The organism is Ruegeria sp. CDSA034, assembly GCF_059612275.1.
Genome location: NZ_JBXWQH010000001.1, coordinates 310,057 through 332,208, shown reverse-complemented (window position 1 = coordinate 332,208; position 22,152 = coordinate 310,057). Strand labels below are relative to the sequence as shown.

Here is a 22,152-nt window from a genome sequence, read left to right as displayed (position 1 = left end):
TCATCTCGTCAATCAGGCGACGATCGTTTGCCCGCCCGGGTGTCCTTAGGTGCTCAATTAAGTGTCCGACCTCTTGAACCCGGGTACAGTGGGTATATCTTTCAGCCGAGGACGACCTCGCCTTGTTGGCTGATCATTCGGGACGACCCGAAGAGATATGAGGTGTCCAAATGCCCTGGATATTATTGCTATTCGCTGGCCTTCTGGAAATTGTCTGGGCCGTCGCCATGAAGCAATCTGCCGGTTTCACACGCCTATGGCCTACGGCCCTGATGGGCGTGTCGATGATCGGATCGTTCGGATTGCTTGCCCTTGCGATGCGCGATCTGCCTTTGGGCACGGCCTATACGATCTGGACCGGAATCGGTGCAGTCGGGGCCTTTATGGTCGGCGTAATGTTTCTGGGTGAGGCGCTGACTGCGCCCCGCCTAGTCGCGGCGGCCCTGATTGTGGCCGGGCTGGTGACGATGAAATTGGCTTGACTTCAGGCCTTTTGCAGGGCGTCGATAATGCCGGAAAAGTCCTGGGCTTTCAGGCTTGCGCCGCCCACCAAAGCCCCGTCCACATTAGAGACTGCAAAGATTTCGGCTGCATTTCCCGGTTTGACCGAACCACCATAGAGCAAACGGACCGAGCGGCCGACACCTTCGCCAAATCGACGCTCCAGCCGGGCGCGGATGAAGTCGTGCACTTCTCCGATCTCGTCCAGGGTGGGAACCTTGCCGGTGCCAATAGCCCAGATTGGCTCATAAGCGACGATCAGGTTTTCGCCGGTTGACTGGTCTGGGATCGAACCGGACAACTGTCCGCCGATTATGTCCAGCGTGTTCGCGGCCTCACGCTGCTCCAGGCTTTCGCCGACGCAAATGATGGCTTTCAGGCCCGCGTCCATCGCGGAACGTGCTTTGGCGCGCACATCCTCATTCTGCTCGTCGTGATCTTCGCGCCGCTCTGAATGCCCAAGAATGACGGCTCTTGCCCCTGTATCAACCAGCATCTGAGCACTGACATCGCCGGTATGTGCGCCGGATTCGGCTGCATGGCAATCCTGACCGCCGACATCAATTCCGGTGTCTTTCACCGCCTCTGCCGCGCGATGCAGTAGGGTTGCCGGTGGGCAAATCAGGACGTCCACGGATGCATCAGGAAACGATGTAGCCAGCGACTGAAGCTCAGGCAATGCAGCCGCGGTTCCGTTCATTTTCCAGTTTCCAGCTGCCAGCTTGCGCCGCATAACGCGTACCCCCAAATAAGTCGTTGTTTGCTCATCGGATAGCACCACCAGCCGAGCCTGACAATTCCGGTTGCAAAGGTCCGACCACAACGGCAGGTTCCGCGTTATTGTGGAGGGCGGCATGATCGACGATCTGGATCTGAGAAAGCTGGATGAACGCGAGGCTTCAGAGATGGCAATGCTGCAGCATGCCATTGGTGAAGTTGGGTTTTTAACGGTATCGAACACCGGGTTGAACCCCGATCAAGTCCGAAACGTGATCGAGGCGTATCGCGACTTCTTCCATTTGCCGGACGTCCAGAAAAAAACCGTTGATATGGCGATGACGGGTTCAAACCGAGGGTGGGGCGCGCCGCGATCAGAACAGGTCGACCCCAAGGCCAATCCGGATTTCAAGGAAGTGTTCGACTGTGGTTTCGAATTGCCTGCGGGAAATTCTTATGCCGGAAAAGGGCTCAGTGTGTATGCTCCGAACCTGTGGCCGAATAATCCTGTAGAATTTCAAGGTATTATCAGAGCTTACTACATTGACGCTTGCAATGTGGCGATGCGCGTTCTTCGGGCCATTGCGGTCGCTTTGGGCCGGGAAACACTCAGTTTTGATCGCGCCTTTGACACGCCTATGGCTCTATTGCGCGGGAACTACTATCCAGAACGCCCGGTGTGGGCAGGTGATCTGGATTTTGGCATCGGGGCGCACACTGACTATGGGTGTCTGACATTGCTGGCCACGGACGGGGTCTCAGGGCTTGAGGTCCGCATGCCGGATGATCGCTGGCAACCTGTCTCTGCGGCGCCTGGTACATTCATCATCAACTTTGGAGAGATGCTGGAATTCTGGACCGCCGGAAAAGTCAAAGCCACCGAGCATCGCGTCATAGGCGGGACGCAGGAACGCATTTCGGTCCCACTGTTCTTTAACCCGTCCTACGACACCAACGTTGCTCCGCCAAGCTCAGGCAAAACGATCAGCGCAGGTGACCATCTTACACGGCGCTACAACGAAACCTATCTGCACCTGCAGGCGACTTAGTTTTGTGTGGAAAGCGTCTCGTCAAATTTGATGGATTCGCCGCAACCGCAAGCGTCCACAACATTCGGGTTGCGGAACTTGAACCCGGCTTCCAGAAGCGAGACCTCATAGTCGATTTCAGTTCCGAACAAGAACATCTGCGCCATTGGCGCGATCATGATGCGGGCACCGTCCTGTTCGACCACTTCGTCGTTGGTATCGGCTTCATCCACGTAGTCCATGGTGTATTCCATGCCAGCGCAGCCGCCTTTCTTGACGCCAATGCGCAACCCTGCATGACCGCCGGACGCCATCAGGCGTGCGATCTGCTCGGCCGCTTTGGTCGTCATTGTCACGGCCTGTTTGCCGGGAATGCCAAACATGGTGGTCTCCGTTGCGCTACGTTATCCCTAATCTAGGGCCGAGAGGCGTCAGGCTCAAGACATAGCAGACCTGCTGACCTAAGTTTTACCGGCAGTGACGCTGCCAAACGACCAATTGCCACAGCAAACTTGCGTCCCTCACGGTCTTCGCCTTAGCCTGACGGTTGTAACAAGATATTTGAGCGAAGGGCGAATGAAGATGGTGAAGATCAGGCATTTCCGCAGAAAAATCATAACGATGCAAGCTGTAGCCACAGTCTTTCTGACCGCAGGTTTGGGGCATGCAGCAACGGATGGCGCACGGCATCCGGTAAATTGCGCTACCGCCGAGGGGGATCTTCGGGCCATCGCAGCAGAAAAGAAGCACGCAGAAGACCAGCAGGCAGAAAGTATCATTGCGATCACTCCTGCCGGTGCATTGCTGGGACTGGTCACGGGAACCGAGCAAAAAAGGCTCAGCATGTTGAATGGCGATTACGTCAAAGAGCTGGATCAACGCGCGGCCGAGATAAAATCGACCTGCGGCGTGGAATAGGCCGCTCGGGTCCTATAATGTAAAAAGGGCTGCCTCGGTTCATGGGCAGCCCTTTTTGTTATCCTTCAATGCTTTACTCGGTAAAGCTGAGCGAAATTCTACATGAATCCCAGTTCAAGACGTGCTTCGTCTGACATCATCTCCATGCCCCAGGGGGGCTCCCATGTCAGCTCGACGTCAACCTCTTTGACGCCAGCGACTGGTTCGATGGCCTCGACAATCCAGCCCGGCATTTCACCGGCGACCGGGCATCCGGGTGCGGTCAGTGTCATGATGACTTTCACCGCGTTTTCCTTGGTGATGTCGATCGTGTAGATCAGACCCAGATCGTAGATATTCACCGGAATCTCGGGATCGAAGACGGATCTGCAAGCCTCGACCACGGAATCGTAGAGTGGATGATCGATTGTCGAAGGCGCGATCAGCGGCGTACCTTCGAACTGTTCACTTGGATGGGTCATTCGTGCCTCGGGGCTGTTACCTGAGAAATTATATAGGGAAAGGCTGGGGCAGCGTCCAGTGGTGCCGTGTGGCCCCCGGGACGCTGCGTCGATTTGGATCAATCGTTGATATCGTGGCGGAAGGTTTTCACCTGGCCATGGGGCAGGGCGAACATGCGCCGCAGGATCAGCCAGGCCACAAGCGAAAGACCCGCAAAGATCAAAAGCAAGACCGCCAGGCTCGGGGCAAAACCGGGGATCACAAGCAAAAGCCCTGTGACCGCCGCTCCAATCGCAAAGCCAAGAAAGATGAACCCCGGCAAGACGATCTCAAGTATGCCCAGAGCTAGCGCTCCGGCCAGCCAGAGCCACCATGTTAGCCAGAAGGGATCAGCCATTACTTTCCTCCTTTCAACATCTTGAAGGCATCGCCAAAGGCCTCAAGCGCATTGGCGGGAACCACGATGGTCTGCGACCCGGTGCCGTTACCCAGCGCGTTCAGGGATTCGACCTGCTTCAACGCAACCTGATACTGGGCAGCCTCGATACCATTGTCCTGAATGGCCTTGGCGACCACGCCGGTTGCATAAGCTTCGGCCTCTGCCTGGATACGGCGGGCTTTTGCGGTCTGCTCGGCCGCATAAAGTTCCGCGTCCGCATTCAATTCGACCGAACGTTTTTGACCTTCAGCCTCGGTCACCTGCGCTCGGCGGGCACGTTCCGCGTTCAACTGTTGTAGCATCGCATCCCGTGTGGCCTGATCCAGGTTTACGTCCAGTATCTCGGCGCGGGTGACTTCGATCCCCCAGTCGTCAACGGCAGTTTCGACGCTTTCCTGAATGCGTTCAATCAGTTGCGCGCGATTGGACTGCACCTCATCCAGATCCATTTTACCGATTTCGGCACGGACGATACCTGCAACGGTTGTTGCAATCGCTCCGTCGACGTCACGGATACGGTACACGGTCTTTTCCGGTTCAAGAATGCGGTAGAACACCGAGGTATCGATCTGAACCAGAACGTTGTCCTTGGTGATCGCGTCCTGCGTCGCATTCGGTAGCTGGCGTTCAAGAATGGATATCTTGTGACGCGCAACATCAAGAAAAGGAACGATAAAGTTGATTCCGGGGCCAAGCACCGAGTGCAGGCGGCCAAAGCGTTCAACCACGTATTTTTCGGACTGAGGCACAATTTTGATGCCTTTGAAAATAACGACGACAATCAGAACTGCCGCAAGCAGGTAAATGATGTTCGATGTTAGCAACCCAATGATCTGTTCTTCGGTCATATCTGTCCTCTGTATTATTGTGTACTATGGTATACACTTGGGGATTGACTCGCCCATTTTCAACTCTGGTATGGCGGGAATGGGGATAGATGCAAATCTCTGAAAACCACAATGTAGCGTGGAATATTTTGAATGTGGCTGCTTTGCATCCGGTTGTGATTGCGCTATCGGGCGGGGATGAAACTGATAATTGACACAGATCCGGGCATCGACGATGCGATGGCCATTGCCTATGCCGCCGCTGCACCAGAAATAGACCTGATCGGCCTGACCACGGTTTTCGGCAACACGCATGTGCACCAATCCAGCCGCAACGCGCGGTTCTTGCTCCATAAACTGGGACTGGACGCGCCAGTGGCTGAGGGGGCGCCGCTTCCAGTTGGTGCGACCACATACGACCCGTCCGAGCACGTGCACGGCCCCGAAGGATTCGGTGATTTGACTGACATCCCGCAGATTGGGGAAAATCACCCCCTGACGGCGGCCGAATTCCTTGTCGAGCAGGCGCGGGAACACAAGGGTGAGCTGGTCGTCTGCGCCATTGGTCCGTTGACCAATGTCGCCGATGCCATGCGGTTGGACCCAGAGTTTGCAGGCAACATCAAGCGACTGGTGATCATGGGCGGTGCCGTGTTTTGCCCCGGGAACATCACAGAGCATGCCGAGGCCAACATCTATCACGATGCGCAGGCCGCGGATGCAGTGTTCGCGTCTCCGCCAGATACCGTTCTGGTCGGCTTGGATGTCACGCTAAAAACTCTGTACGAGACTGCGGATTTTGATGCATTGGCGGCGCGTTCCGCTGACATGGGCGGTTTCCTGCGCGACATCTCGAAATTTTATCTGAAATTCTACAAGGATATCGGCGGATTGGAGGGGTGCGGCCTGCACGACTCGACGGCTGTGATTGCCTGCACCCACGAACCCATGTTCGAGATAGTCGAAACCGGGCTTCAGGTTGAGGTAGATGGTCCGCAAATCGGGGCAACCCGACCGGATGCCAACAGACCAATGGTGCGCGTATGCCGGGATGTGGATGGGGCAGGGGTTGTCAGCCTGTTCACTGACCGCGTTGCGTCATTGCCCTGACGGCTTGCAATACCAGCGGAGATCGGGCAATTGCTGCCCGGTTCAGCGACCCTGAGGCATTCACATGACAGACCGTTTCTCATTTGACCTGAAAGCCACGGATGGCAAAGCACGCACCGGGGTAATCCATACTCCACGCGGTGAGGTGCGCACGCCGGCCTTTATGCCGGTTGGCACCGCGGCAACGGTCAAAGCGATGATGCCGGAAAGCGTACGCGCCACAGGGGCGGACATCCTGCTGGGCAACACCTATCACCTGATGCTGCGCCCGACCGCTGAACGGATCGACCGTATGGGCGGGTTGCACAAGTTCATGAATTGGGAACGGCCGATCCTGACGGATTCCGGTGGGTTCCAAGTCATGTCGCTGGCCGGGTTGCGCAAGCTGACCGAAAAAGGCGTGACCTTCAAATCGCATATCGATGGCTCGCGCCACGAATTGACGCCTGAACGGTCGATGGAGATTCAGCGCCTGTTGGGGTCCGACATCGTTATGTGTTTCGACGAATGCCCAGCGTTGCCCGCTGACCGGGATCGCATTGCCGAATCGATGCGCCTGTCGATGCGGTGGGCTGAGCGGTCGCGTGACGCTTTCGGGGATCGCCCGGGTCATGCCTTGTTCGGCATTCAGCAGGGCGGACTAGAGCAGGATTTCCGCGAGGAATCGGCCGAGGCGCTGAAAGAGATCGGTTTTGAGGGCTACGCCGTCGGTGGACTTGCCGTGGGTGAAGGCCAGGAGGCGATGTTCGACGTGCTGGACTTTGCGCCGGATATGCTGCCGGTCGACAAACCTCGTTATCTGATGGGCGTTGGAAAACCGGATGATATCGTCGGTGCCGTTGCGCGTGGCATTGACATGATGGATTGTGTGCTGCCGTCCCGTTCGGGGCGCACAGGGCAGGTATTTACGCGCTATGGCGTGGTGAACATCAAGAATGCCCGCCATTCAGATGACCCGCGCCCGTTGGATGAACACTGCACGTGTCCTGCCTGTACAAACTACTCCCGCGCTTATCTGCACCACGTGTTCCGTTCGAATGAAATGATTTCTGGCATGCTGCTGACCTGGCACAACCTGCATTATTTCCAAGAGATCATGCAGGGGATGCGTGACGCCATCGCTGCCGGAACATTCGATGCGTGGCAGGTCGAGTTCCATGCGCAGCGCGCGCAAGGCGATATTGAGCCTGTTTGATAGGCGCTTGGCGTTTTGGTGATCAAAATCACCGAATAGTCCATCAGGTGCCTTGCAGTCCCGAACACCTCAGGTCATTCTCACCATGAGAGATGGCGGTAAGGTTGAAATAGGGCGGTAACTGCCCCACCTTTATCGTCCAAGACAGGAGACGGCCGGGCGTTGCCTCGATGAGGGACCAGAGCCGTCTTGCCAATGATAAGGATAGAGCATGCAAGAGCCCCTGAACTCCTCATACCCAGTGCTGCCGCTGCGCGATATCGTGGTTTTCCCGCATATGATCGTGCCGCTGTTCGTCGGTCGGGAAAAATCCGTCCGGGCGCTGGAAGAAGTGATGCAGGACGACAAGCAGATTCTGTTGTCCAGCCAGATCGACCCGAGCGACGATGACCCAACCGAGGACGGCATCTACCGGTCCGGTGTGCTGGCCAATGTACTGCAATTGCTGAAATTGCCGGACGGCACCGTGAAGGTGCTGGTCGAGGGCCAAGCCCGTGTGATGATCACGGAATTCCTTGAAAACGAAGAGTTTTTTGAGGCCCGCGCCGAGTATCTGACCGAGATTCCTGGCGACGTTACGACAACCGAAGCACTTCAGCGCACTGTTGCGGATGAATTCGAGCGTTACGCGAAAGTGCGCAAAAACATCCCCGAAGAAGCGTTGACCGCAGTTGGAGAATCCACCGAACCGGCAAAGCTGGCTGACCTTGTGTCGGGTCATTTGGGGATTGAAGTCGAACAAAAGCAAGACCTGCTGGAAACCCTAAGCGTCAGCGAGCGACTTGAGAAGGTCTATGGCCTGATGCAGGGCGAAATGTCGGTTCTGCAGGTCGAGAAAAAGATCAAGACCCGCGTCAAAACCCAGATGGAGAAGACGCAGCGCGAGTACTATCTGAATGAGCAGATGAAGGCCATTCAGAAGGAACTTGGCGATGGCGAAGACGGCAGCAATGAAGTTGCCGAACTGGAAGCTAAAATCGAAGAGACCAAGCTGTCCAAAGAGGCCCGTGAAAAGGCCGAAGGCGAGCTGAAAAAGCTGCGGAACATGAGCCCGATGTCGGCTGAGGCCACCGTCGTACGCAACTATCTGGACTGGATTCTGGCCTTGCCGTGGGGCACGAAATCCCGCGTCAAAAAGGATCTGGGCCGCGCGCAGGACATTCTGGATGCCGACCACTATGGCCTTGAGAAGGTCAAGGAACGGATCGTCGAATATCTGGCTGTTCAGCAGCGGTCGAAGAAGCTGAAGGGGCCGATCATGTGCCTTGTTGGCCCTCCGGGTGTGGGTAAAACCTCACTTGGTAAGTCGGTTGCACGTGCGACGGGGCGCGAGTTCATTCGCATCTCGCTGGGTGGTGTACGCGACGAATCCGAGATTCGAGGCCACCGTCGAACCTATATCGGTTCGATGCCTGGTAAGATCATCCAGGCGCTGAAAAAGGCGAAGACCACAAACCCGCTCATCCTGCTCGACGAGATCGACAAGATGGGGCAGGACTTCCGTGGTGACCCGGCTTCGGCGATGCTCGAGGTGTTGGACCCGGAGCAGAACAGCACATTCATGGACCACTACCTTGAGGTCGAATACGACCTGTCCAACGTGATGTTCCTGACCACATCCAACAGCTACAACATGCCTGGGCCTTTGCTGGACCGGATGGAGATCATTCCGCTGGCCGGTTACACCGAGGACGAAAAAAGCGAGATCGCCAAGCAGCATCTGATCAGCAAGCAGGTGAAGAACCATGGCCTGAAGGCCAAAGAGTTCGAACTGACCGATGACGCGCTGCATTCGATCATCCGCACTTACACGCGGGAAGCTGGCGTTCGGAACCTAGAACGTGAAATCGCCAAGGTGGCCCGGAAGTCGCTGACCAAGATCATCAAAAAAGAGGCGGAATCAGTAACGGTGACGCCAGAAAATCTTGATGAGTTCCTAGGCGTTCCCAAGTTCCGCTATGGCCTGGCCGAACAGGACGATCAGGTTGGTGTTGTCACCGGTCTGGCGTGGACATCGGTCGGTGGTGATCTGTTGCATATCGAGGCGCTGAAACTGCCGGGCAAGGGTCGGATGAAGACCACCGGCAAGCTGGGCGATGTGATGAAGGAATCCATCGATGCGGCGTCGTCTTATGTGCGGTCAATTTCGCCTCAGATTGGGGTGAAGCCACCCAAGTTCGACAAGATAGACATCCACGTGCACGTGCCGGATGGTGCGACTCCGAAAGACGGGCCTTCGGCTGGTCTGGCCATGGTGACCTCGATCGTATCCGTGCTGACCGGTATTCCGGTTCGTAAGGACATCGCGATGACGGGTGAGGTTTCGTTGCGTGGCAACGCGATGCCGATTGGTGGTTTGAAAGAGAAACTGCTGGCGGCCCTGCGCGGTGGCATCAAGACTGTTCTGATCCCGGAAGAGAACGAAAAGGACCTGGCCGAGATCCCGGACAACGTGAAAGAAGGTCTGAAGATCATTCCGGTAGAGCACGTGTCCGAAGTTCTCAAACTGGCACTGGTACGTGAGCCGGAAGCGATTGAGTGGGATGAGGCCGCCGAAGAGGCTGCCGCAGCCGCTGCGAAGGCCACTGAAAGCGCAAGCCCGTCTGCCACGACGCACTAAGCGATAGGCGATAGACAAAGAAAAGGCGGGGTTTTCCCCGCCTTTTCTTTTTCAGAAGCCGATAACAGGTTTCTTCGGGTCCAGAACCTCTTCCTCGGCAATGTAAGTCTGAAACTTTTTGGCGGACAGGGAGGATCGGACCGCTAGACCAAAAATGATGACTGAAAACAGGACGCACAGCAAAATATCCCAACCGAAGGGGATTTGCTTAAGCGCACCTTCCCCGAACTGTCCCAGGAACGAGATCAGGCCGATCCCTCCGAAATAGGGAACCAGCCACAGGGCCTCGGTCACGTCCATTTCGTCCAGCCGATTATGAAACCGTGCCAGAAGAAGAACAAACCCGACGATCAACGCGATGCCAAGCCGCCAAACGGTGTCCCATCCGCTCCAATAGACGATGAGCGTGGCGACAGCGAAGGCTGTGATGGCCACCACTTTGACAAAGGGAATGCGAATGGACCGCAGGTGGTCCGGCATCAGGCGTCGCAAGCACACAACGGCGATTGGCCCAACCGCAAAAGATACGACTATGGCCGCGCCATTCAGGGCAATAACGGTGGTGAACGGGACCGTAAGAAGGAACAGAATTCCAATCAGAAAGTTCAGCGCCAAGGCCCACAAGGGCACCCCAAATGAGGACAGTATTTGCAAACGCTTTGGCAGGAACCCGTTCTGTGACAAGGCCATCGCGATACGCGCGTTCGAGCCGGTGGACACCAAACCGTTGCCAAAGGGTCCAATGACCGAGCCGATATTCAAAACGCTCAGGAACCAGACGATCCCAACCGATAGGATGACCCCGTCCAATGGCCCCTGACCGCTAAAATTCAGGCTTGCCCAACCGTTCTTCAGCATCTCCGGGTCAAGTGCGCCGATAAACGCGATCTGTAATCCGACATAGATGGCCGCACACAGAATGATGGACAGCACCAACGCCGCAGGAATCGCCACTTTGGGGTTTCGAACCTCACCAGCCATATCGACCACATGGCGGAAACCGATGAAGGAAAAGATGACGCCTCCGGTTGAAACAGCCGCCATGATGCCCTGCAAGCCGTACGGCGCAAAACCACCCGGTTGGGTGAAGTTTCCAGTGTCAAATCGACTTGCGATCAGCAGAATCGACAGAACGATCGGAATGGCAATTTTGGCCCATGTCAGCGTCGCGTTCACTTGCGTAAAGAATTTTACCCCCAGCGCATTAATGACAACGAACAACAACATGAAAAACAACGCCACGGCGATACCTGCGCCGGTCAAATCGCCCGTATCGGCTGTGTGCAGCCAGGGAGTATAAGGGCCGAGGTATTTAAGCATCGCCTCGACCTCAATCGGGGCGGTGGTGTTGTACCCAATCCAGGCGGTCCACCCCATTGCCATCGAAACGATGTTCCCGTGCGAAAACTGGGGGACGCGGGCGATCCCTCCGGGAATGGGCAGCATGGCCGAGATCTCGGCGAAGGTTACCGCAAGAACGAACATGGCCATCGCGCCAATGATCCACGAAAGGATAGCGGCAGGACCTGCGTGTTGAACTGCGAGGAGGGGGCCGAACAACCAGCCGGAACCGATAATTCCACCGACCGAAATGAAGGTCAGGCCGACAAGGCCAATATCCCGTTTCAATTTGGCCATGCGAAACCCCATGCCTCAGCGCCGGTTGATCACACGGCAGATGCAGGAACGATACGCAGCTGAAATGCAAGCTGGCAAGTATTGTAATTTCAAGGCCTTAGAAGGCGTTGATTCTGAGGAAGTGGAATGGTGGGTGATAAGAGATTTGAACTCCTGACATCTTCGATGTGAACGAAGCGCTCTACCACTGAGCTAATCACCCATAGGCGCTGCTGTTACAGCGACTCGGATTGGTTGGCAAGATGGCCGGTGGTGAATTCGATCCAGCTCATGAAATGCTGGTTTTCCGGCCTCGGGGGTGGGTGGCTCAATCGGAAAAAATCAGGTTCTTCGAAAAAACTTCAAAACGCCGCTTGACGATGTCGGGGCGTAGCCATAATACACCCAAACGTTCAGCGATGAACAGACAGCGGGCGGTTGTAGCTCAGATGGTTAGAGTACCGGCCTGTCACGCCGGGGGTCGCGGGTTCGAGCCCCGTCAACCGCGCCACTGCTGTCAGCCTGGATCCGGGTTAAGGGATCACGAAAATAGATGCGCGGTTGTAGCTCAGTTGGTTAGAGTACCGGCCTGTCACGCCGGGGGTCGCGGGTTCGAGCCCCGTCAACCGCGCCATTTTCCACAAAGTCAGCGGTAAATTCGTAATTTGTGCCACGCTTCTGCGTGTCAAATGCGATGCTGCTTTGTCGGATCGGCGAATAGATGACGGTTCTTGCTTTGTTCTAACTTTTCTGTTGGAGTTCCAGCGTCGTTCACCTATTTCTAAGACACTTGTGTGTTGGGGGCCAAAAATGGCTGAGCTGAAGAATATCGAAGTGCGCGGAGCGCGCGAACATAACCTCAAAGGTATCGACGTGGACATCCCACGTGATCAGCTTGTGGTGATCACCGGGCTGTCGGGGTCTGGTAAGTCGTCTTTGGCTTTCGACACGATCTATGCCGAGGGCCAGCGGCGTTACGTTGAAAGCCTGTCAGCCTATGCGCGCCAGTTTCTGGACATGATGGAAAAGCCGGATGTGGACCACATCAGCGGCCTTTCACCGGCCATCTCGATTGAACAGAAGACTACATCCAAAAACCCGCGTTCGACCGTCGGAACGGTCACCGAGATCTATGACTATATGCGCTTGTTATTCGCCCGGTCCGGAACGCCGTACAGCCCGGCCACTGGGCAGCCGATTGAGGCGCAGCAGGTTCAGGACATGGTCGACCGCATCATGACGATGGAGGAGGGGACGCGAGGATACCTGCTCGCCCCCATCGTGCGCGACCGCAAAGGCGAATACAAAAAAGAATTCCTTGAACTGCGCAAGCAGGGTTTTCAGCGCGTTAAGGTCGACGGAGAATTCTACGAACTGGATGAACCGCCCACGCTGGACAAGAAATATCGCCATGACATTGATGTCGTCGTCGACCGGTTGGTCGTGCGCGAAGGGCTGGAGACCCGGCTGGCCGACAGTTTGCGTACTGCTTTGGACTTGGCCGACGGTATCGCCGTTCTCGAAACCGCGCCGCGTGAGGGCGATCCGGAACGGATCACGTTTAGCGAGAACTTTGCTTGCCCGGTCAGCGGCTTCACCATTTCTGAAATCGAACCCCGTTTGTTTTCGTTCAACGCTCCGTTCGGGGCGTGCCCGGATTGTGATGGTCTGGGTGTCGAGCTGTTCTTTGACGAACGCCTTGTGGTGCCGGACCAGACCCTGAAACTGTACGACGGGGCGTTGGCGCCCTGGCGCAAGGGAAAGTCGCCGTACTTCCTGCAGACCATTGAAGCGATTGCCCGACACTATGAGTTCGACAAGAACACGCCGTGGAAGGACCTGCCGCCAAAGGTGCAGCAAGTGTTTCTGCGCGGTTCCGGCGACGAAGAAATCCAATTCCGCTATGATGAAGGCGGGCGGGTCTATCAGGTCACCCGCAGCTTTGAGGGCGTGATCCCGAATATGCAGCGCCGCTATCGCGAGACCGACAGCGCATGGATCCGTGAAGAGTTTGAGCGGTATCAGAACAACCGACCCTGTGGTGCCTGTGAAGGCTATCGCCTACGTCCCGAGGCGCTGGCGGTAAAGATCGCAGGCATGCATGTTGGGCAGGTCGTGCAGATGTCGATCCGCGAGGCTTTGGCCTGGATCGAAGATGCACCGAACCATCTAAGTGTCCAGAAGAACGAAATCGCACGCGCCATTCTCAAGGAAATCCGCGAGCGGCTGGGATTTCTGAATAACGTTGGTTTGGAATACCTTACGCTGTCCCGCTCAAGTGGTACCTTGTCTGGTGGTGAAAGCCAGCGCATTCGTCTGGCCAGCCAGATCGGATCTGGTTTGACAGGAGTTTTGTACGTTCTGGATGAACCGTCCATTGGTCTGCACCAGCGGGACAATGATCGCTTGCTTGGGACGCTAAAGAACCTGCGTGACCAGGGTAACACAGTGATTGTCGTCGAGCATGACGAGGAAGCAATCCGCGAGGCGGATTATGTATTTGACATCGGGCCGGGGGCTGGAGTGCATGGTGGTCAGGTTGTCAGCAAAGGCACACCTGATCAAATCGCGGCTGATGCGGCCTCGATGACCGGGCAATACTTGTCGGGAACCCGCGAGATCTCGGTCCCGGCTGAGCGACGCAAAGGGAACAAAAAGAAGGTGACGGTTGTCAAAGCGACCGGGAACAATCTGAAGAACGTGACGGCGGAGTTTCCGCTCGGCAAGTTTGTCTGCGTCACCGGCGTTTCCGGAGGCGGAAAATCGACGCTTACGATTGAGACGCTATTTAAAACTGCCTCCACGCGTTTGAACGGCGCACGGCAAACGCCGGCGCCCTGCGAAACCATCAAAGGGTTGGAGCATCTGGACAAGGTCATCGACATTGACCAGCGCCCCATCGGGCGAACTCCGCGTTCGAATCCAGCGACTTACACCGGGGCCTTCACGCCGATCCGCGATTGGTTTGCCGGTCTGCCCGAGGCAAAGGCGCGCGGCTATAAGCCCGGACGGTTCAGCTTTAACGTCAAGGGTGGTCGTTGCGAGGCCTGTCAGGGTGACGGTGTCATCAAGATTGAGATGCATTTCCTGCCCGATGTTTACGTCACCTGCGAAACCTGTAAAGGCGCGCGGTACAATCGCGAAACGCTGGAGATCAAGTTCAAAGGCAAGTCTATCGCCGATGTCCTTGATATGACCGTCGAAGACGCGCAGGAGTTCTTTAAGGCCGTGCCGTCGATCCGCGATAAAATGGACGCACTGGCGCGGGTCGGGCTTGGTTATATTAAGGTTGGGCAGCAGGCGACCACACTTTCGGGTGGCGAGGCGCAGCGCGTGAAGCTTTCAAAAGAATTGTCCAAACGCTCGACCGGGCGGACTCTGTATATTCTGGATGAACCAACCACTGGCCTACATTTCGAAGACGTGCGCAAGTTGTTGGAAGTGCTGCATGAACTGGTCGATCAGGGCAATACTGTCGTTGTGATTGAACACAATCTGGATGTCGTCAAAACCGCCGACCACATCATTGATATCGGCCCGGAAGGCGGCGATGGCGGTGGCGAAATCGTGGCAACCGGGACGCCCGAGAATGTGGCCGAGGTCGACCGCAGCCATACCGGCAGGTATCTCAAACCGATGTTGGACGGTGCGCGCGTTGCTGCGGAATAGTGCAGTTCTTTAGTAAAGAATATCAGCCACTGCGCCGATCAGGTTCAGCACCTTTTGCGTTTCGGGGTCGACACGATAAACGTAATCGCCCGCGCGAATGTAGGATCCGCCGCGATTCAGACCATAACGGTAGGGATCATTGATCCAGCGGTAGTCGCGCGTGATATAGTCGCCCTTTTTGTACTGGTTTTTTACCTGACCCGGCGGAACACAGGGCACTGCTTTTTTTGCCAAGCCTGGCGGGCAATGACCCGCCTTACTCTTTCCGTTCCCTGCAATTGCTGTAGCCGGACTCAATGAAAGCGCGACAATGGTCAAAGTAACAGACAGAATTCGCGACATCATGTTTCCTTTCGCGTTAAAGCGCGGTTAGGAAACAGATGGCCGCTGTTTGTCTGCCGGTCAACCCGATGGGCAGGAAGTCGCCACCCTGTGGCGACTAGCCCCTGGTACGGTTTTCAAAACGTGGCAGCATGGCGGAAAAATCCTTGCCCAGCCCGTCTTCGGATTCGACGAATTTCTCATAAAGCGCCGTTGCAACCTGTCCCATGGGCGTGTCTGCGTCCGAACTTTCAGCAGCTTGCTGGCTGAGGCGAAGATCTTTCAGCATCAGTTCAGCCGCGAAACCGGGCTGATAGTCGTTGTCCGCGGGACTTGCAGGGCCGACACCCGGGGCAGGGCAATAGGCGTTCATCGTCCAGCTATAGCCCGAAGACGTGCTGACCACATCGAACATCTTTTGCCGGTCCAACCCAAGCTTGTCGGCCAGCGCAAAGGCTTCGCAGGTGGCGATCATGGTTACGCCCAGGATCATGTTGTTGCAAATCTTGGCCGCTTGACCAGCACCGGATTCGCCGCAATGCACGGCTTTCTGACCCATAATGTCGAACAGCGGCGATGCCTTTTCAAACGCCGCGTCGCTACCGCCAGCCATGAAGGTCAGCGTACCCGCTGCCGCACCGCCGATGCCACCCGACACCGGGGCGTCTACTGCGAGTACGTCCGCTTCCTTGGCCTGCTCAGCGACGGCGCGGGCGCTGTCGACATCGACCGTTGAACAGTCGATCCAGACCGCTCCGGGCGCCATGGCGGGAATGATCTCATTTGCCACCGCCCGCAGGATCTGTCCATTAGGCAGCATCGTCACGACGATGTCGGCATCGGTCGCGGCCTCAGGGCCGGAGCTGGCCATAGTGACACCCGGCACGGTGACATCCGCCATATCAAAGCCGCTGACATCATGCCCTGCTTTGGCAAGGTTGGCCGCCATCGGATTGCCCATGTTGCCCAGACCGATAAACCCGATTTTCATTCCTTAATCCTCCTCAAAAGTCAGCGTGTCCGCGCCCAAAGGTTGTAGCATCTTTGAAACAGCGACAGCCGGTATGTCCTGGTTCTGATGGCGCCAGCTCGGGTTGCGATCCTTGTCGATGATCTGCGCCCGGATACCCTCCAGAAAGTCTCCGTGTTCCATCGCGCGATAGGTGAAGCGATACTCCAGTTCCAATGCCTTGCGCATGGTCAGGTTTGGAGTGCGGAGACGGTGCAGCATCTCGACCGTGCAGGCCATGGAGAGAGGCGAATTGCGCCCGATCAACTTCAGCGCACCAGCGGCGGCGTCATTGTTCGAGTTGCGCAGGTTGTTCTGGATATCTCCAAGCGTTTCGCCGCCGAAATCCGTCTCAATCGCATCTTGCATTTTGACCAACGAGCCTTCGGGCGGCGTGTCGGAATGGCTTTCAAGAATGCTGGCGTCGCCGGATGCTTCAAGCATGTCGATCAGATCCGGCCATTGCTGGATCGGAATGTGATGATCTGCGAAACCGGCCAGAATGGCATCTGCTGGACCCATACGATGACCGGTTGTGCCGAGATATTCACCTAACCGTCCGGGTGCGAGTGCCAGCATCAGCGTGCTGCCGACATCCGGAACTAAACCGATCGAGCATTCGGGCAGGGCGATTTGCGACGTTTCACCCACGATGCGATGGCTGCCATGGCACCCGATGCCGACGCCTCCACCCATGGTGAAACCCTGTAGGAAGCTGACTACCGGTTTTGGGTATTCGAAGATCAGAGCATTCAAGCGGTACTCATCGCGCCAGAACTTTCGGCCGTACTCAAAGTCGCCCTTGGTTCCGGTCTCATAAAGCTCGGCAATGTCACCACCAGCACAAAAGGCCTTGTCGCCTTCGGCATCAAGAACAACCAGATCGATCGCATCATCCTCACGCCAGTTGCGCAGGGCGGTGTCGATGGCCAGGCACATATCATAGCTGAGCGCATTCAGCGCCTTGGTCCGGGTCAGGGTGATACGACCGGCACGGCCTGCTGTGCGAATATAGATGTCTGACATAAAGTCCTCAGCGCTGAGAGAGCATCTGGCGGGCAACGATGACCCTCATGATCTCGTTCGTGCCTTCCAAAATCTGATGCACGCGGAGGTCGCGCACAAGCTTTTCGATGCCATAGTCGGCCAGATAACCATAGCCGCCGTGCAATTGCAGGCATTGATCTACCACTTTCGATCCCGTTTCGGTCACGAATTTCTTGGCCATAGCGCAGAACTTTGTTGCATCGGGCGCGCCCTGATCCAACTTCCACGCCGCCTGACGCAGGAATGTCCGGGCGGCCTGCAATTCGATCTCCATATCTGCCAGACGGAACTGAAGGGCCTGAAACTGGTCGATGGACTGCCCGAAAGCCTTCCGCTCGGACATGTATTGCAGTGTCATGTTCAACCCCGTTTGTGCGGCACCTAGAGAACAGGACGCGATGTTCAGACGCCCGCCATCCAACCCCTTCATCGCGTATTTGAAACCGTCGCCCTCGACACCGACAAGGTTGTCGGAGGGGATCTTGCAATCGTCGAACTGTACCTGAGCTGTAGGCTGGCTTTTCCACCCCATCTTTTGTTCAAGCGCGCCAAAGCTAAGGCCGGAGGTGCCATCTTCGACATAAACTGTCGAAATGCCCTTGGGCCCATCCTGACCGGTGCGCACCATGCAGACATAGGCATCCGAATACCCGCCACCCGAGATGAAAGCCTTGGTGCCGTTCAGGGTATAGCCTTCGTTCGTGCGTTCAGCACGGGTTTTCAAAGCGGCTGCGTCAGAACCTGAGCCGGGCTCGGTCAGGCAATAGCTGAGCACGGTGTTCAAGCTTAGAACATTGGGCATGATGCGGGATTTCAGCTCGTCACTCCCAAAGCTGTCCAGCATCTTGGCGCACATGTTGTGGATCGACAGAAAGGCCGCGACAGAGGGGCAGGCCATCGACAACGCTTCGAACACAAGCGTAGCGTCCAGACGAGACAGGCCAGAACCGCCGCTGTCCTCAGAAACATAAAGGCCGCCGAAACCCAGCTCACCAATGCGCGGCCAAAGGTCTTTGGGGATGGTGCCTTCAGCCTCCCACTGGCGGGCATATGGAGCGATGTTTTCCTGCCCGAAATCATGGGCCATGTCGAAGATCGCATTCTGCTCTTCGGTCGTTGCGAAATCCATGGCTTGCCTCCCATGCTGCCCGATGAATTGAACGAGTGTTTATTTCCCAATCCTTACAGAAATTTTGCACGGCCATCAATCACGGGCACATTCTTGTGCGGGAAAACATGCCAAGGTTCAGAGGTCTTGATGGAATTCGTCAATCAAGTGCTGAACAACAGCCTTGCCAGGGTCATCGCCTTTTGCCGCTGCCTCGGCATATACGCGGCGCTGGCGGGTGGCCGAGGTGCCGTTCTGGGCAATTTGCTGCAGCTTCGCCAACTCGGTCATGGTGCCCAAGGCTTCTGCATCTTCGGCGAGTAAGCCCATCAGTTCGCCCATGAGTTCCGGCATAGGTTTGATCGAGCGATCTCCGAAGTCGATCATGCCTTCGCCCACGCCATAGCGTTGCGCGCGCCAGCGATTTTCGCCAATCAAGAACCGATCATATTGCCGCCACCTGAGGTTTCTGTCTTTCAGGCGGCACAACATGCGCGTTAACGCCTGCACCATTGCGGCTAGTGAAAGTGCATGCTCCATGCGGGGCTGCACGTCCATGATCCGGGTTTCCAGCGTTGGATATTGGTGCGACGGTCGTAGATCCCACCAAATTTTCGTGGTGTCTTCGATCACGCCCAGTTCGACCAGAACGCCCGTGGTGCGTTCATATTCGGACCAGCCGGAAAAGATCGGGGGCAGACCGGTCCGGGGCAAGTTGTCAAATACCGTTAACCTGTACGAAGACAGACCTGTGTCTTCTCCGTTCCAATAGGGCGATGACGTCGACAAGGCCAAGAGATGCGGCAGAAAGTAGGACAGCTGCGGAATCAGGTCGGCGCGCAAGGCTGAATCGGCCACCCCGATATGGACATGCATGCCACAGATCAGCATACGCCGAGCCACTCCGCCCAACGCGTGTTGGAGGGCGTCATATCGGTCTTTGCGCGTATGTTGCTGCTTTTTCCAGTCGGCAAAAGGGTGGCAGGATACAGCGATTGGGGCAAGGTTGTGCTCGGCGGCGCGTTTCGAGACACAGGACCGCAAGCGTTTCAGATCCTCGCGCGCAGAACTGATGGTCACATGCGGCCGCGTACCAACCTCGATCTGACATTGCAGGAATTCGGGGCTGACCTGTCCTTCAAAATCGGCCTGGCAGGCTTCCATCAAGGCGGAAGGCGCTTCGGCGAGTTCCAGACTGTCTCGATCAACCAGCAGATACTCTTCTTCGATGCCCAGCGTAAATTCCTGCTGCATTCCGGCCCTCGCAACTGTGTTCTGACCAGTGAATACGGAATTTGTCTTTTTGCCAAGTGTTTGCCAGCTGGGTTCTTGCGAAGCCCCCATACGCACAGGTAAGGAAGCGTTCAGATTATCACCAAACCCGGAGCCCCCCGTGAAACCAAGGAAATTCCCCCGGCTGAACGCCGTGCTTGACCGGTTTGGTGTAAAACTGATCGACAAAGTGACCGAACGAGATGAGCGCGCGCGCCTTGAGGCGTTTGAACGGGCAGGGGGTCTGACCCGACCTGCCTATGCTATGTCTCCGGGGATGGATGGGTTCGATATCACTCAATTGGTGTCGGAATACCAAGAACACTCTGCTTCTCTGGAAGCATTGAAGGACCCGGCACACAACAAGACCGGTTATCGTATCAACAATGGGTACTACGACAGCCCGGATGCGGATGCGCTGTATCTGATGATACGCAGGTTCAAACCAAAACGCGTGATCGAGGTGGGTTGCGGCAACTCAACCCGTGTGACCCGGCAGGCGATAATTGACGGTGGATTGCAGACCAAGGTCACCGCAATCGATCCGTATCCACGGGCAGATATCGCGCATGTGGTGGATGAGTTCGAACAAAAACGTCTGGAAGAAGTCGATCCGGCAGTGTTCCAGCAACTCGAATCCGGTGACGTGCTGTTCATCGATTCCAGTCACGTTGTTCGCATGAGCAATGACGTCGCGCACCTGTTCTGCCGCATCATTCCGGCGCTCAAACCCGGTGTGGTCATTCATGTGCACGATGTTTTTCTGCCCTACGAATATCCCAAACGGTTCTTCTATGATTGCCCGGGCTGGGGTGAGCAGTACATGCTGCATGCACTGCTGCAATCTGGAGCATATTCAATGCTTTGGCCTGGGTACTACCTTCAACAGGATCGCCCCGATGCGGTCGAATCCTTGCCATTTTTGAAAGACGGTCGCGCCCAAAGCATATGGGTTCAGGTCAAAGAAAATTGATCTGTTAGTGATCCGGCGCGACTAAGCGCCCGTACCCCTTTCCATAACTAGCTGGAGAGGAGATGACAGCCATGTTTCGTCGTACGTTTATGGGCGCCGCCGCCGCAATTGCACTGACACTGCCTGTAAAAGCACAGGCTGCAGATATCGTGGATACCGCAGTATCAGCCGGTTCCTTCAACACATTGGTCGCCGCTGTTCAGGCTGCGGGGCTTGTCGACACGTTGAAAAGTGACGGACCGTTCACAGTGTTCGCACCGACTGATGACGCTTTTGCGGCACTGCCCGAAGGTACGGTGGAAACACTGCTGTTGCCGGAGAACAAAGACCAACTGGTCGAAATTCTGACCTATCACGTGGTTCCCGCCAAGGTGATGTCCGGTGACATCGCTGGCAAGCGCGCCAAGGTTCTGACCGTGCAAGGCGATCGCCTGAGCGTAAATGCAAAGAACGGCGTGAAAGTTAACGGTGCCGAAGTCATTCAGGCCGATATTGAGACCAGCAATGGCGTGATCCACGTTGTCGACGCTGTGATCCTGCCGGAATAAGATATTTTGATTTCATGAAAAAGCCCCGGTCCTTGTGGCCGGGGCTTTGTCGTCAGACCAGTCTGACCTGGGTTCCGACCTGAACAAGAGGAAACAATTCCTCGACGTGTTGATTGTACAGGCCGATGCACCCGGACGAGCTTTGGCGCCCGATTTTCCGCGTATCGTGGGTGCCGTGTACAAGATAGGCTGGCCAGCCCAGATACATTGCACGGGTGCCCAACGGGTTGCCTGGTTCACCACCTTCCATACGCACTGGCAACAGCGGATCACGCTCGCGCATTGACGCGGTCGGTGTCCAGCTTGGGTTCTCCGCTTTGCGCACAACCTTGGTATAACCGCGCTTCGTCAGCTCTTCGCTCATCGGTACCGAACTAGGGTACAGCTTGTAGGTGCCATCGGGCCCCCAATAGTGCACCGCGCGGCTTGTGATATCGGCCAGCAAAGCCCCAGCGCCCAGCTGGTCAAAATGGTCCTGCCAGTTCTGTTGCGAGAAGGACGAGACATTGCGGCGCACCGGCAGTTGCGTGCTGATCGCCTCTTCTGTTGTTGGGAAAGCATCTGAGCTTTGGGCGCGCAGAAGCGTCGGCGTCGCTAGGACGGACGCAGCACCCAGCAAGGCGGTACGACGATTAATACGGGAACTGGACACGGATGCCTCCTGAAGGAATGCTCTATGGTTTCGGGCAATTTAGTAACTGCTTTCCCTCAGGGCCAGATGCTTGGCTTAAATTTTCCGTGAGATTTACACATTTGACGCAGTTTATTGCCTGTCCGGACGGGGGAATACTC

At 56.3% G+C, this 22,152-nt stretch carries 21 protein-coding genes and 3 tRNA genes; 11 read left to right on the top strand and 13 right to left on the bottom strand.

Features of this window, described 5'->3' with window-relative positions; all coding sequences use genetic code 11:
- The first annotated feature begins 170 nt into the window (after positions 1 to 170).
- On the top strand, positions 171 to 482 hold the full coding sequence (locus tag AC2FLJ_RS01615; RefSeq protein WP_058277821.1) for a DMT family transporter: 312 nt from the start codon (positions 171 to 173) through the stop codon (positions 480 to 482).
- Between the two features lie 2 nt (positions 483 to 484).
- Here AC2FLJ_RS01615 and tpiA read toward each other — a convergent pair whose 3' ends face one another.
- Complete coding sequence (tpiA, locus tag AC2FLJ_RS01610) at positions 485 to 1,234, bottom strand: triose-phosphate isomerase (RefSeq protein ID WP_472723682.1); 750 nt, start codon at positions 1,232 to 1,234, stop codon at positions 485 to 487.
- Between the two features lie 121 nt (positions 1,235 to 1,355).
- Here tpiA and AC2FLJ_RS01605 point away from each other — a divergent pair, with 121 nt between their 5' ends.
- Positions 1,356 to 2,267 carry an isopenicillin N synthase family dioxygenase gene (locus tag AC2FLJ_RS01605; RefSeq protein WP_496704286.1) on the top strand — a complete coding sequence of 304 codons (912 nt, stop codon included), beginning with the start codon at positions 1,356 to 1,358 and terminating at the stop codon, positions 2,265 to 2,267.
- Here the strand turns inward: AC2FLJ_RS01605 and AC2FLJ_RS01600 are convergent.
- Positions 2,264 to 2,629: a HesB/IscA family protein gene (locus tag AC2FLJ_RS01600; RefSeq protein WP_058277823.1), complete on the bottom strand. Its 366-nt coding sequence runs from the start codon at positions 2,627 to 2,629 to the stop codon at positions 2,264 to 2,266. The genes AC2FLJ_RS01605 and AC2FLJ_RS01600 overlap by 4 nt on opposite strands.
- A 238-nt stretch (positions 2,630 to 2,867) precedes the next feature.
- Here AC2FLJ_RS01600 and AC2FLJ_RS01595 point away from each other — a divergent pair, with 238 nt between their 5' ends.
- Entirely contained in the window at positions 2,868 to 3,164 is a 297-nt protein-coding gene (locus AC2FLJ_RS01595; protein WP_234416530.1) for a hypothetical protein, read from the top strand.
- A gap of 98 nt (positions 3,165 to 3,262) precedes the next feature.
- Here AC2FLJ_RS01595 and AC2FLJ_RS01590 read toward each other — a convergent pair whose 3' ends face one another.
- From AC2FLJ_RS01590 to AC2FLJ_RS01580, 3 genes are all read right to left on the bottom strand, one after another.
- Entirely contained in the window at positions 3,263 to 3,625 is a 363-nt protein-coding gene (locus AC2FLJ_RS01590) for an SUF system Fe-S cluster assembly protein (protein ID WP_058271500.1), read from the bottom strand.
- 98 nt (positions 3,626 to 3,723) lie between these two features.
- On the bottom strand, positions 3,724 to 4,002 hold the full coding sequence (locus AC2FLJ_RS01585) for an NfeD family protein (RefSeq protein ID WP_108858729.1): 279 nt from the start codon (positions 4,000 to 4,002) through the stop codon (positions 3,724 to 3,726).
- A complete protein-coding gene (locus AC2FLJ_RS01580) occupies positions 4,002 to 4,892 on the bottom strand; it encodes an SPFH domain-containing protein (RefSeq protein WP_058277825.1) in 891 nt (296 codons plus the stop codon). The genes AC2FLJ_RS01585 and AC2FLJ_RS01580 overlap by 1 nt, the downstream gene beginning before the upstream one ends.
- 177 nt (positions 4,893 to 5,069) lie before the next feature.
- Between AC2FLJ_RS01580 and AC2FLJ_RS01575 the strand changes: the two genes are divergently transcribed.
- From AC2FLJ_RS01575 to lon, 3 genes are all read left to right on the top strand, one after another.
- Entirely contained in the window at positions 5,070 to 5,981 is a 912-nt protein-coding gene (locus AC2FLJ_RS01575) for a nucleoside hydrolase (protein ID WP_282118546.1), read from the top strand.
- Between the two features lie 64 nt (positions 5,982 to 6,045).
- Complete coding sequence (gene tgt, locus AC2FLJ_RS01570; RefSeq protein WP_496704285.1) at positions 6,046 to 7,176, top strand: tRNA guanosine(34) transglycosylase Tgt; 1,131 nt, start codon at positions 6,046 to 6,048, stop codon at positions 7,174 to 7,176.
- A gap of 211 nt (positions 7,177 to 7,387) precedes the next feature.
- A complete protein-coding gene (lon, locus tag AC2FLJ_RS01565) occupies positions 7,388 to 9,796 on the top strand; it encodes an endopeptidase La (RefSeq protein ID WP_058271505.1) in 2,409 nt (802 codons plus the stop codon).
- Positions 9,797 to 9,847: 51 nt separating this feature from the next.
- On the opposite strand, the gene AC2FLJ_RS01560 is transcribed toward lon, so the two are convergent.
- A complete protein-coding gene (locus tag AC2FLJ_RS01560; RefSeq protein ID WP_496704284.1) occupies positions 9,848 to 11,434 on the bottom strand; it encodes an APC family permease in 1,587 nt (528 codons plus the stop codon).
- 127 nt (positions 11,435 to 11,561) lie between these two features.
- Positions 11,562 to 11,636, bottom strand: a tRNA-Val gene (locus AC2FLJ_RS01555).
- Between the two features lie 211 nt (positions 11,637 to 11,847).
- Here AC2FLJ_RS01555 and AC2FLJ_RS01550 point away from each other — a divergent pair.
- The 3 genes from AC2FLJ_RS01550 to uvrA all read left to right on the top strand — a co-directional run bounded on the left by AC2FLJ_RS01550 (position 11,848) and on the right by uvrA (position 15,082).
- A tRNA-Asp gene (locus tag AC2FLJ_RS01550) sits at positions 11,848 to 11,924 on the top strand.
- Positions 11,925 to 11,970: 46 nt separating this feature from the next.
- Positions 11,971 to 12,047 (top strand) — tRNA-Asp (locus AC2FLJ_RS01545).
- A 176-nt stretch (positions 12,048 to 12,223) separates the two neighbouring features.
- Positions 12,224 to 15,082, top strand: a complete 2,859-nt coding sequence (gene uvrA / locus AC2FLJ_RS01540; RefSeq protein ID WP_496704283.1) for an excinuclease ABC subunit UvrA — start codon at positions 12,224 to 12,226, stop codon at positions 15,080 to 15,082.
- 9 nt (positions 15,083 to 15,091) lie between these two features.
- On the opposite strand, the gene AC2FLJ_RS01535 is transcribed toward uvrA, so the two are convergent.
- The 5 genes from AC2FLJ_RS01535 to AC2FLJ_RS01515 all read right to left on the bottom strand — a co-directional run bounded on the left by AC2FLJ_RS01535 (position 15,092) and on the right by AC2FLJ_RS01515 (position 19,821).
- On the bottom strand, positions 15,092 to 15,424 hold the full coding sequence (locus AC2FLJ_RS01535; RefSeq protein WP_282118530.1) for a hypothetical protein: 333 nt from the start codon (positions 15,422 to 15,424) through the stop codon (positions 15,092 to 15,094).
- Positions 15,425 to 15,521: 97 nt separating this feature from the next.
- Complete coding sequence (gene mmsB, locus AC2FLJ_RS01530; RefSeq protein ID WP_282118529.1) at positions 15,522 to 16,394, bottom strand: 3-hydroxyisobutyrate dehydrogenase; 873 nt, start codon at positions 16,392 to 16,394, stop codon at positions 15,522 to 15,524.
- 3 nt (positions 16,395 to 16,397) lie between these two features.
- Positions 16,398 to 17,438, bottom strand: a complete 1,041-nt coding sequence (locus AC2FLJ_RS01525) for an enoyl-CoA hydratase/isomerase family protein (protein WP_496695349.1) — start codon at positions 17,436 to 17,438, stop codon at positions 16,398 to 16,400.
- 7 nt (positions 17,439 to 17,445) lie between these two features.
- Entirely contained in the window at positions 17,446 to 18,588 is a 1,143-nt protein-coding gene (locus AC2FLJ_RS01520) for an acyl-CoA dehydrogenase family protein (RefSeq protein ID WP_496695351.1), read from the bottom strand.
- A 117-nt stretch (positions 18,589 to 18,705) separates the two neighbouring features.
- Complete coding sequence (locus AC2FLJ_RS01515) at positions 18,706 to 19,821, bottom strand: carboxylate-amine ligase (RefSeq protein WP_496704282.1); 1,116 nt, start codon at positions 19,819 to 19,821, stop codon at positions 18,706 to 18,708.
- Between the two features lie 139 nt (positions 19,822 to 19,960).
- Here AC2FLJ_RS01515 and AC2FLJ_RS01510 point away from each other — a divergent pair, with 139 nt between their 5' ends.
- Both AC2FLJ_RS01510 and AC2FLJ_RS01505 read left to right on the top strand, forming a co-directional pair.
- Positions 19,961 to 20,812: a class I SAM-dependent methyltransferase gene (locus tag AC2FLJ_RS01510; protein WP_496704281.1), complete on the top strand. Its 852-nt coding sequence runs from the start codon at positions 19,961 to 19,963 to the stop codon at positions 20,810 to 20,812.
- A gap of 71 nt (positions 20,813 to 20,883) precedes the next feature.
- The gene (locus tag AC2FLJ_RS01505) at positions 20,884 to 21,360 is read left to right on the top strand and encodes a fasciclin domain-containing protein (RefSeq protein ID WP_108859083.1); all 477 of its coding nucleotides are present in this window, start codon (positions 20,884 to 20,886) and stop codon (positions 21,358 to 21,360) included.
- 52 nt (positions 21,361 to 21,412) lie between these two features.
- Here AC2FLJ_RS01505 and AC2FLJ_RS01500 read toward each other — a convergent pair whose 3' ends face one another.
- Positions 21,413 to 22,012: a L,D-transpeptidase gene (locus AC2FLJ_RS01500; protein ID WP_108858717.1), complete on the bottom strand. Its 600-nt coding sequence runs from the start codon at positions 22,010 to 22,012 to the stop codon at positions 21,413 to 21,415.
- Between the last annotated feature and the right edge of the window lie 140 nt (positions 22,013 to 22,152).

Coding starts and splice junctions, on each gene's coding strand:
- AC2FLJ_RS01505 (WP_108859083.1), top strand. CDS start 20,884: ATGTTTCGTCGTACGTTTATGGGCGCCGCCGCCGCAATTGCACTGACA.
- AC2FLJ_RS01575 (WP_282118546.1), top strand. CDS start 5,070: ATGAAACTGATAATTGACACAGATCCGGGCATCGACGATGCGATGGCC.
- tgt (WP_496704285.1), top strand. CDS start 6,046: ATGACAGACCGTTTCTCATTTGACCTGAAAGCCACGGATGGCAAAGCA.
- AC2FLJ_RS01615 (WP_058277821.1), top strand. CDS start 171: ATGCCCTGGATATTATTGCTATTCGCTGGCCTTCTGGAAATTGTCTGG.
- AC2FLJ_RS01525 (WP_496695349.1), bottom strand. CDS start 17,438: ATGTCAGACATCTATATTCGCACAGCAGGCCGTGCCGGTCGTATCACC.
- AC2FLJ_RS01590 (WP_058271500.1), bottom strand. CDS start 3,625: ATGACCCATCCAAGTGAACAGTTCGAAGGTACGCCGCTGATCGCGCCT.
- AC2FLJ_RS01560 (WP_496704284.1), bottom strand. CDS start 11,434: ATGGCCAAATTGAAACGGGATATTGGCCTTGTCGGCCTGACCTTCATT.
- tpiA (WP_472723682.1), bottom strand. CDS start 1,234: ATGCGGCGCAAGCTGGCAGCTGGAAACTGGAAAATGAACGGAACCGCG.
- AC2FLJ_RS01585 (WP_108858729.1), bottom strand. CDS start 4,002: ATGGCTGATCCCTTCTGGCTAACATGGTGGCTCTGGCTGGCCGGAGCG.
- AC2FLJ_RS01535 (WP_282118530.1), bottom strand. CDS start 15,424: ATGTCGCGAATTCTGTCTGTTACTTTGACCATTGTCGCGCTTTCATTG.
- mmsB (WP_282118529.1), bottom strand. CDS start 16,394: ATGAAAATCGGGTTTATCGGTCTGGGCAACATGGGCAATCCGATGGCG.
- AC2FLJ_RS01600 (WP_058277823.1), bottom strand. CDS start 2,629: ATGTTTGGCATTCCCGGCAAACAGGCCGTGACAATGACGACCAAAGCG.
- AC2FLJ_RS01520 (WP_496695351.1), bottom strand. CDS start 18,588: ATGGATTTCGCAACGACCGAAGAGCAGAATGCGATCTTCGACATGGCC.
- AC2FLJ_RS01605 (WP_496704286.1), top strand. CDS start 1,356: ATGATCGACGATCTGGATCTGAGAAAGCTGGATGAACGCGAGGCTTCA.
- AC2FLJ_RS01515 (WP_496704282.1), bottom strand. CDS start 19,821: ATGCAGCAGGAATTTACGCTGGGCATCGAAGAAGAGTATCTGCTGGTT.
- AC2FLJ_RS01595 (WP_234416530.1), top strand. CDS start 2,868: ATGCAAGCTGTAGCCACAGTCTTTCTGACCGCAGGTTTGGGGCATGCA.
- lon (WP_058271505.1), top strand. CDS start 7,388: ATGCAAGAGCCCCTGAACTCCTCATACCCAGTGCTGCCGCTGCGCGAT.
- uvrA (WP_496704283.1), top strand. CDS start 12,224: ATGGCTGAGCTGAAGAATATCGAAGTGCGCGGAGCGCGCGAACATAAC.
- AC2FLJ_RS01580 (WP_058277825.1), bottom strand. CDS start 4,892: ATGACCGAAGAACAGATCATTGGGTTGCTAACATCGAACATCATTTAC.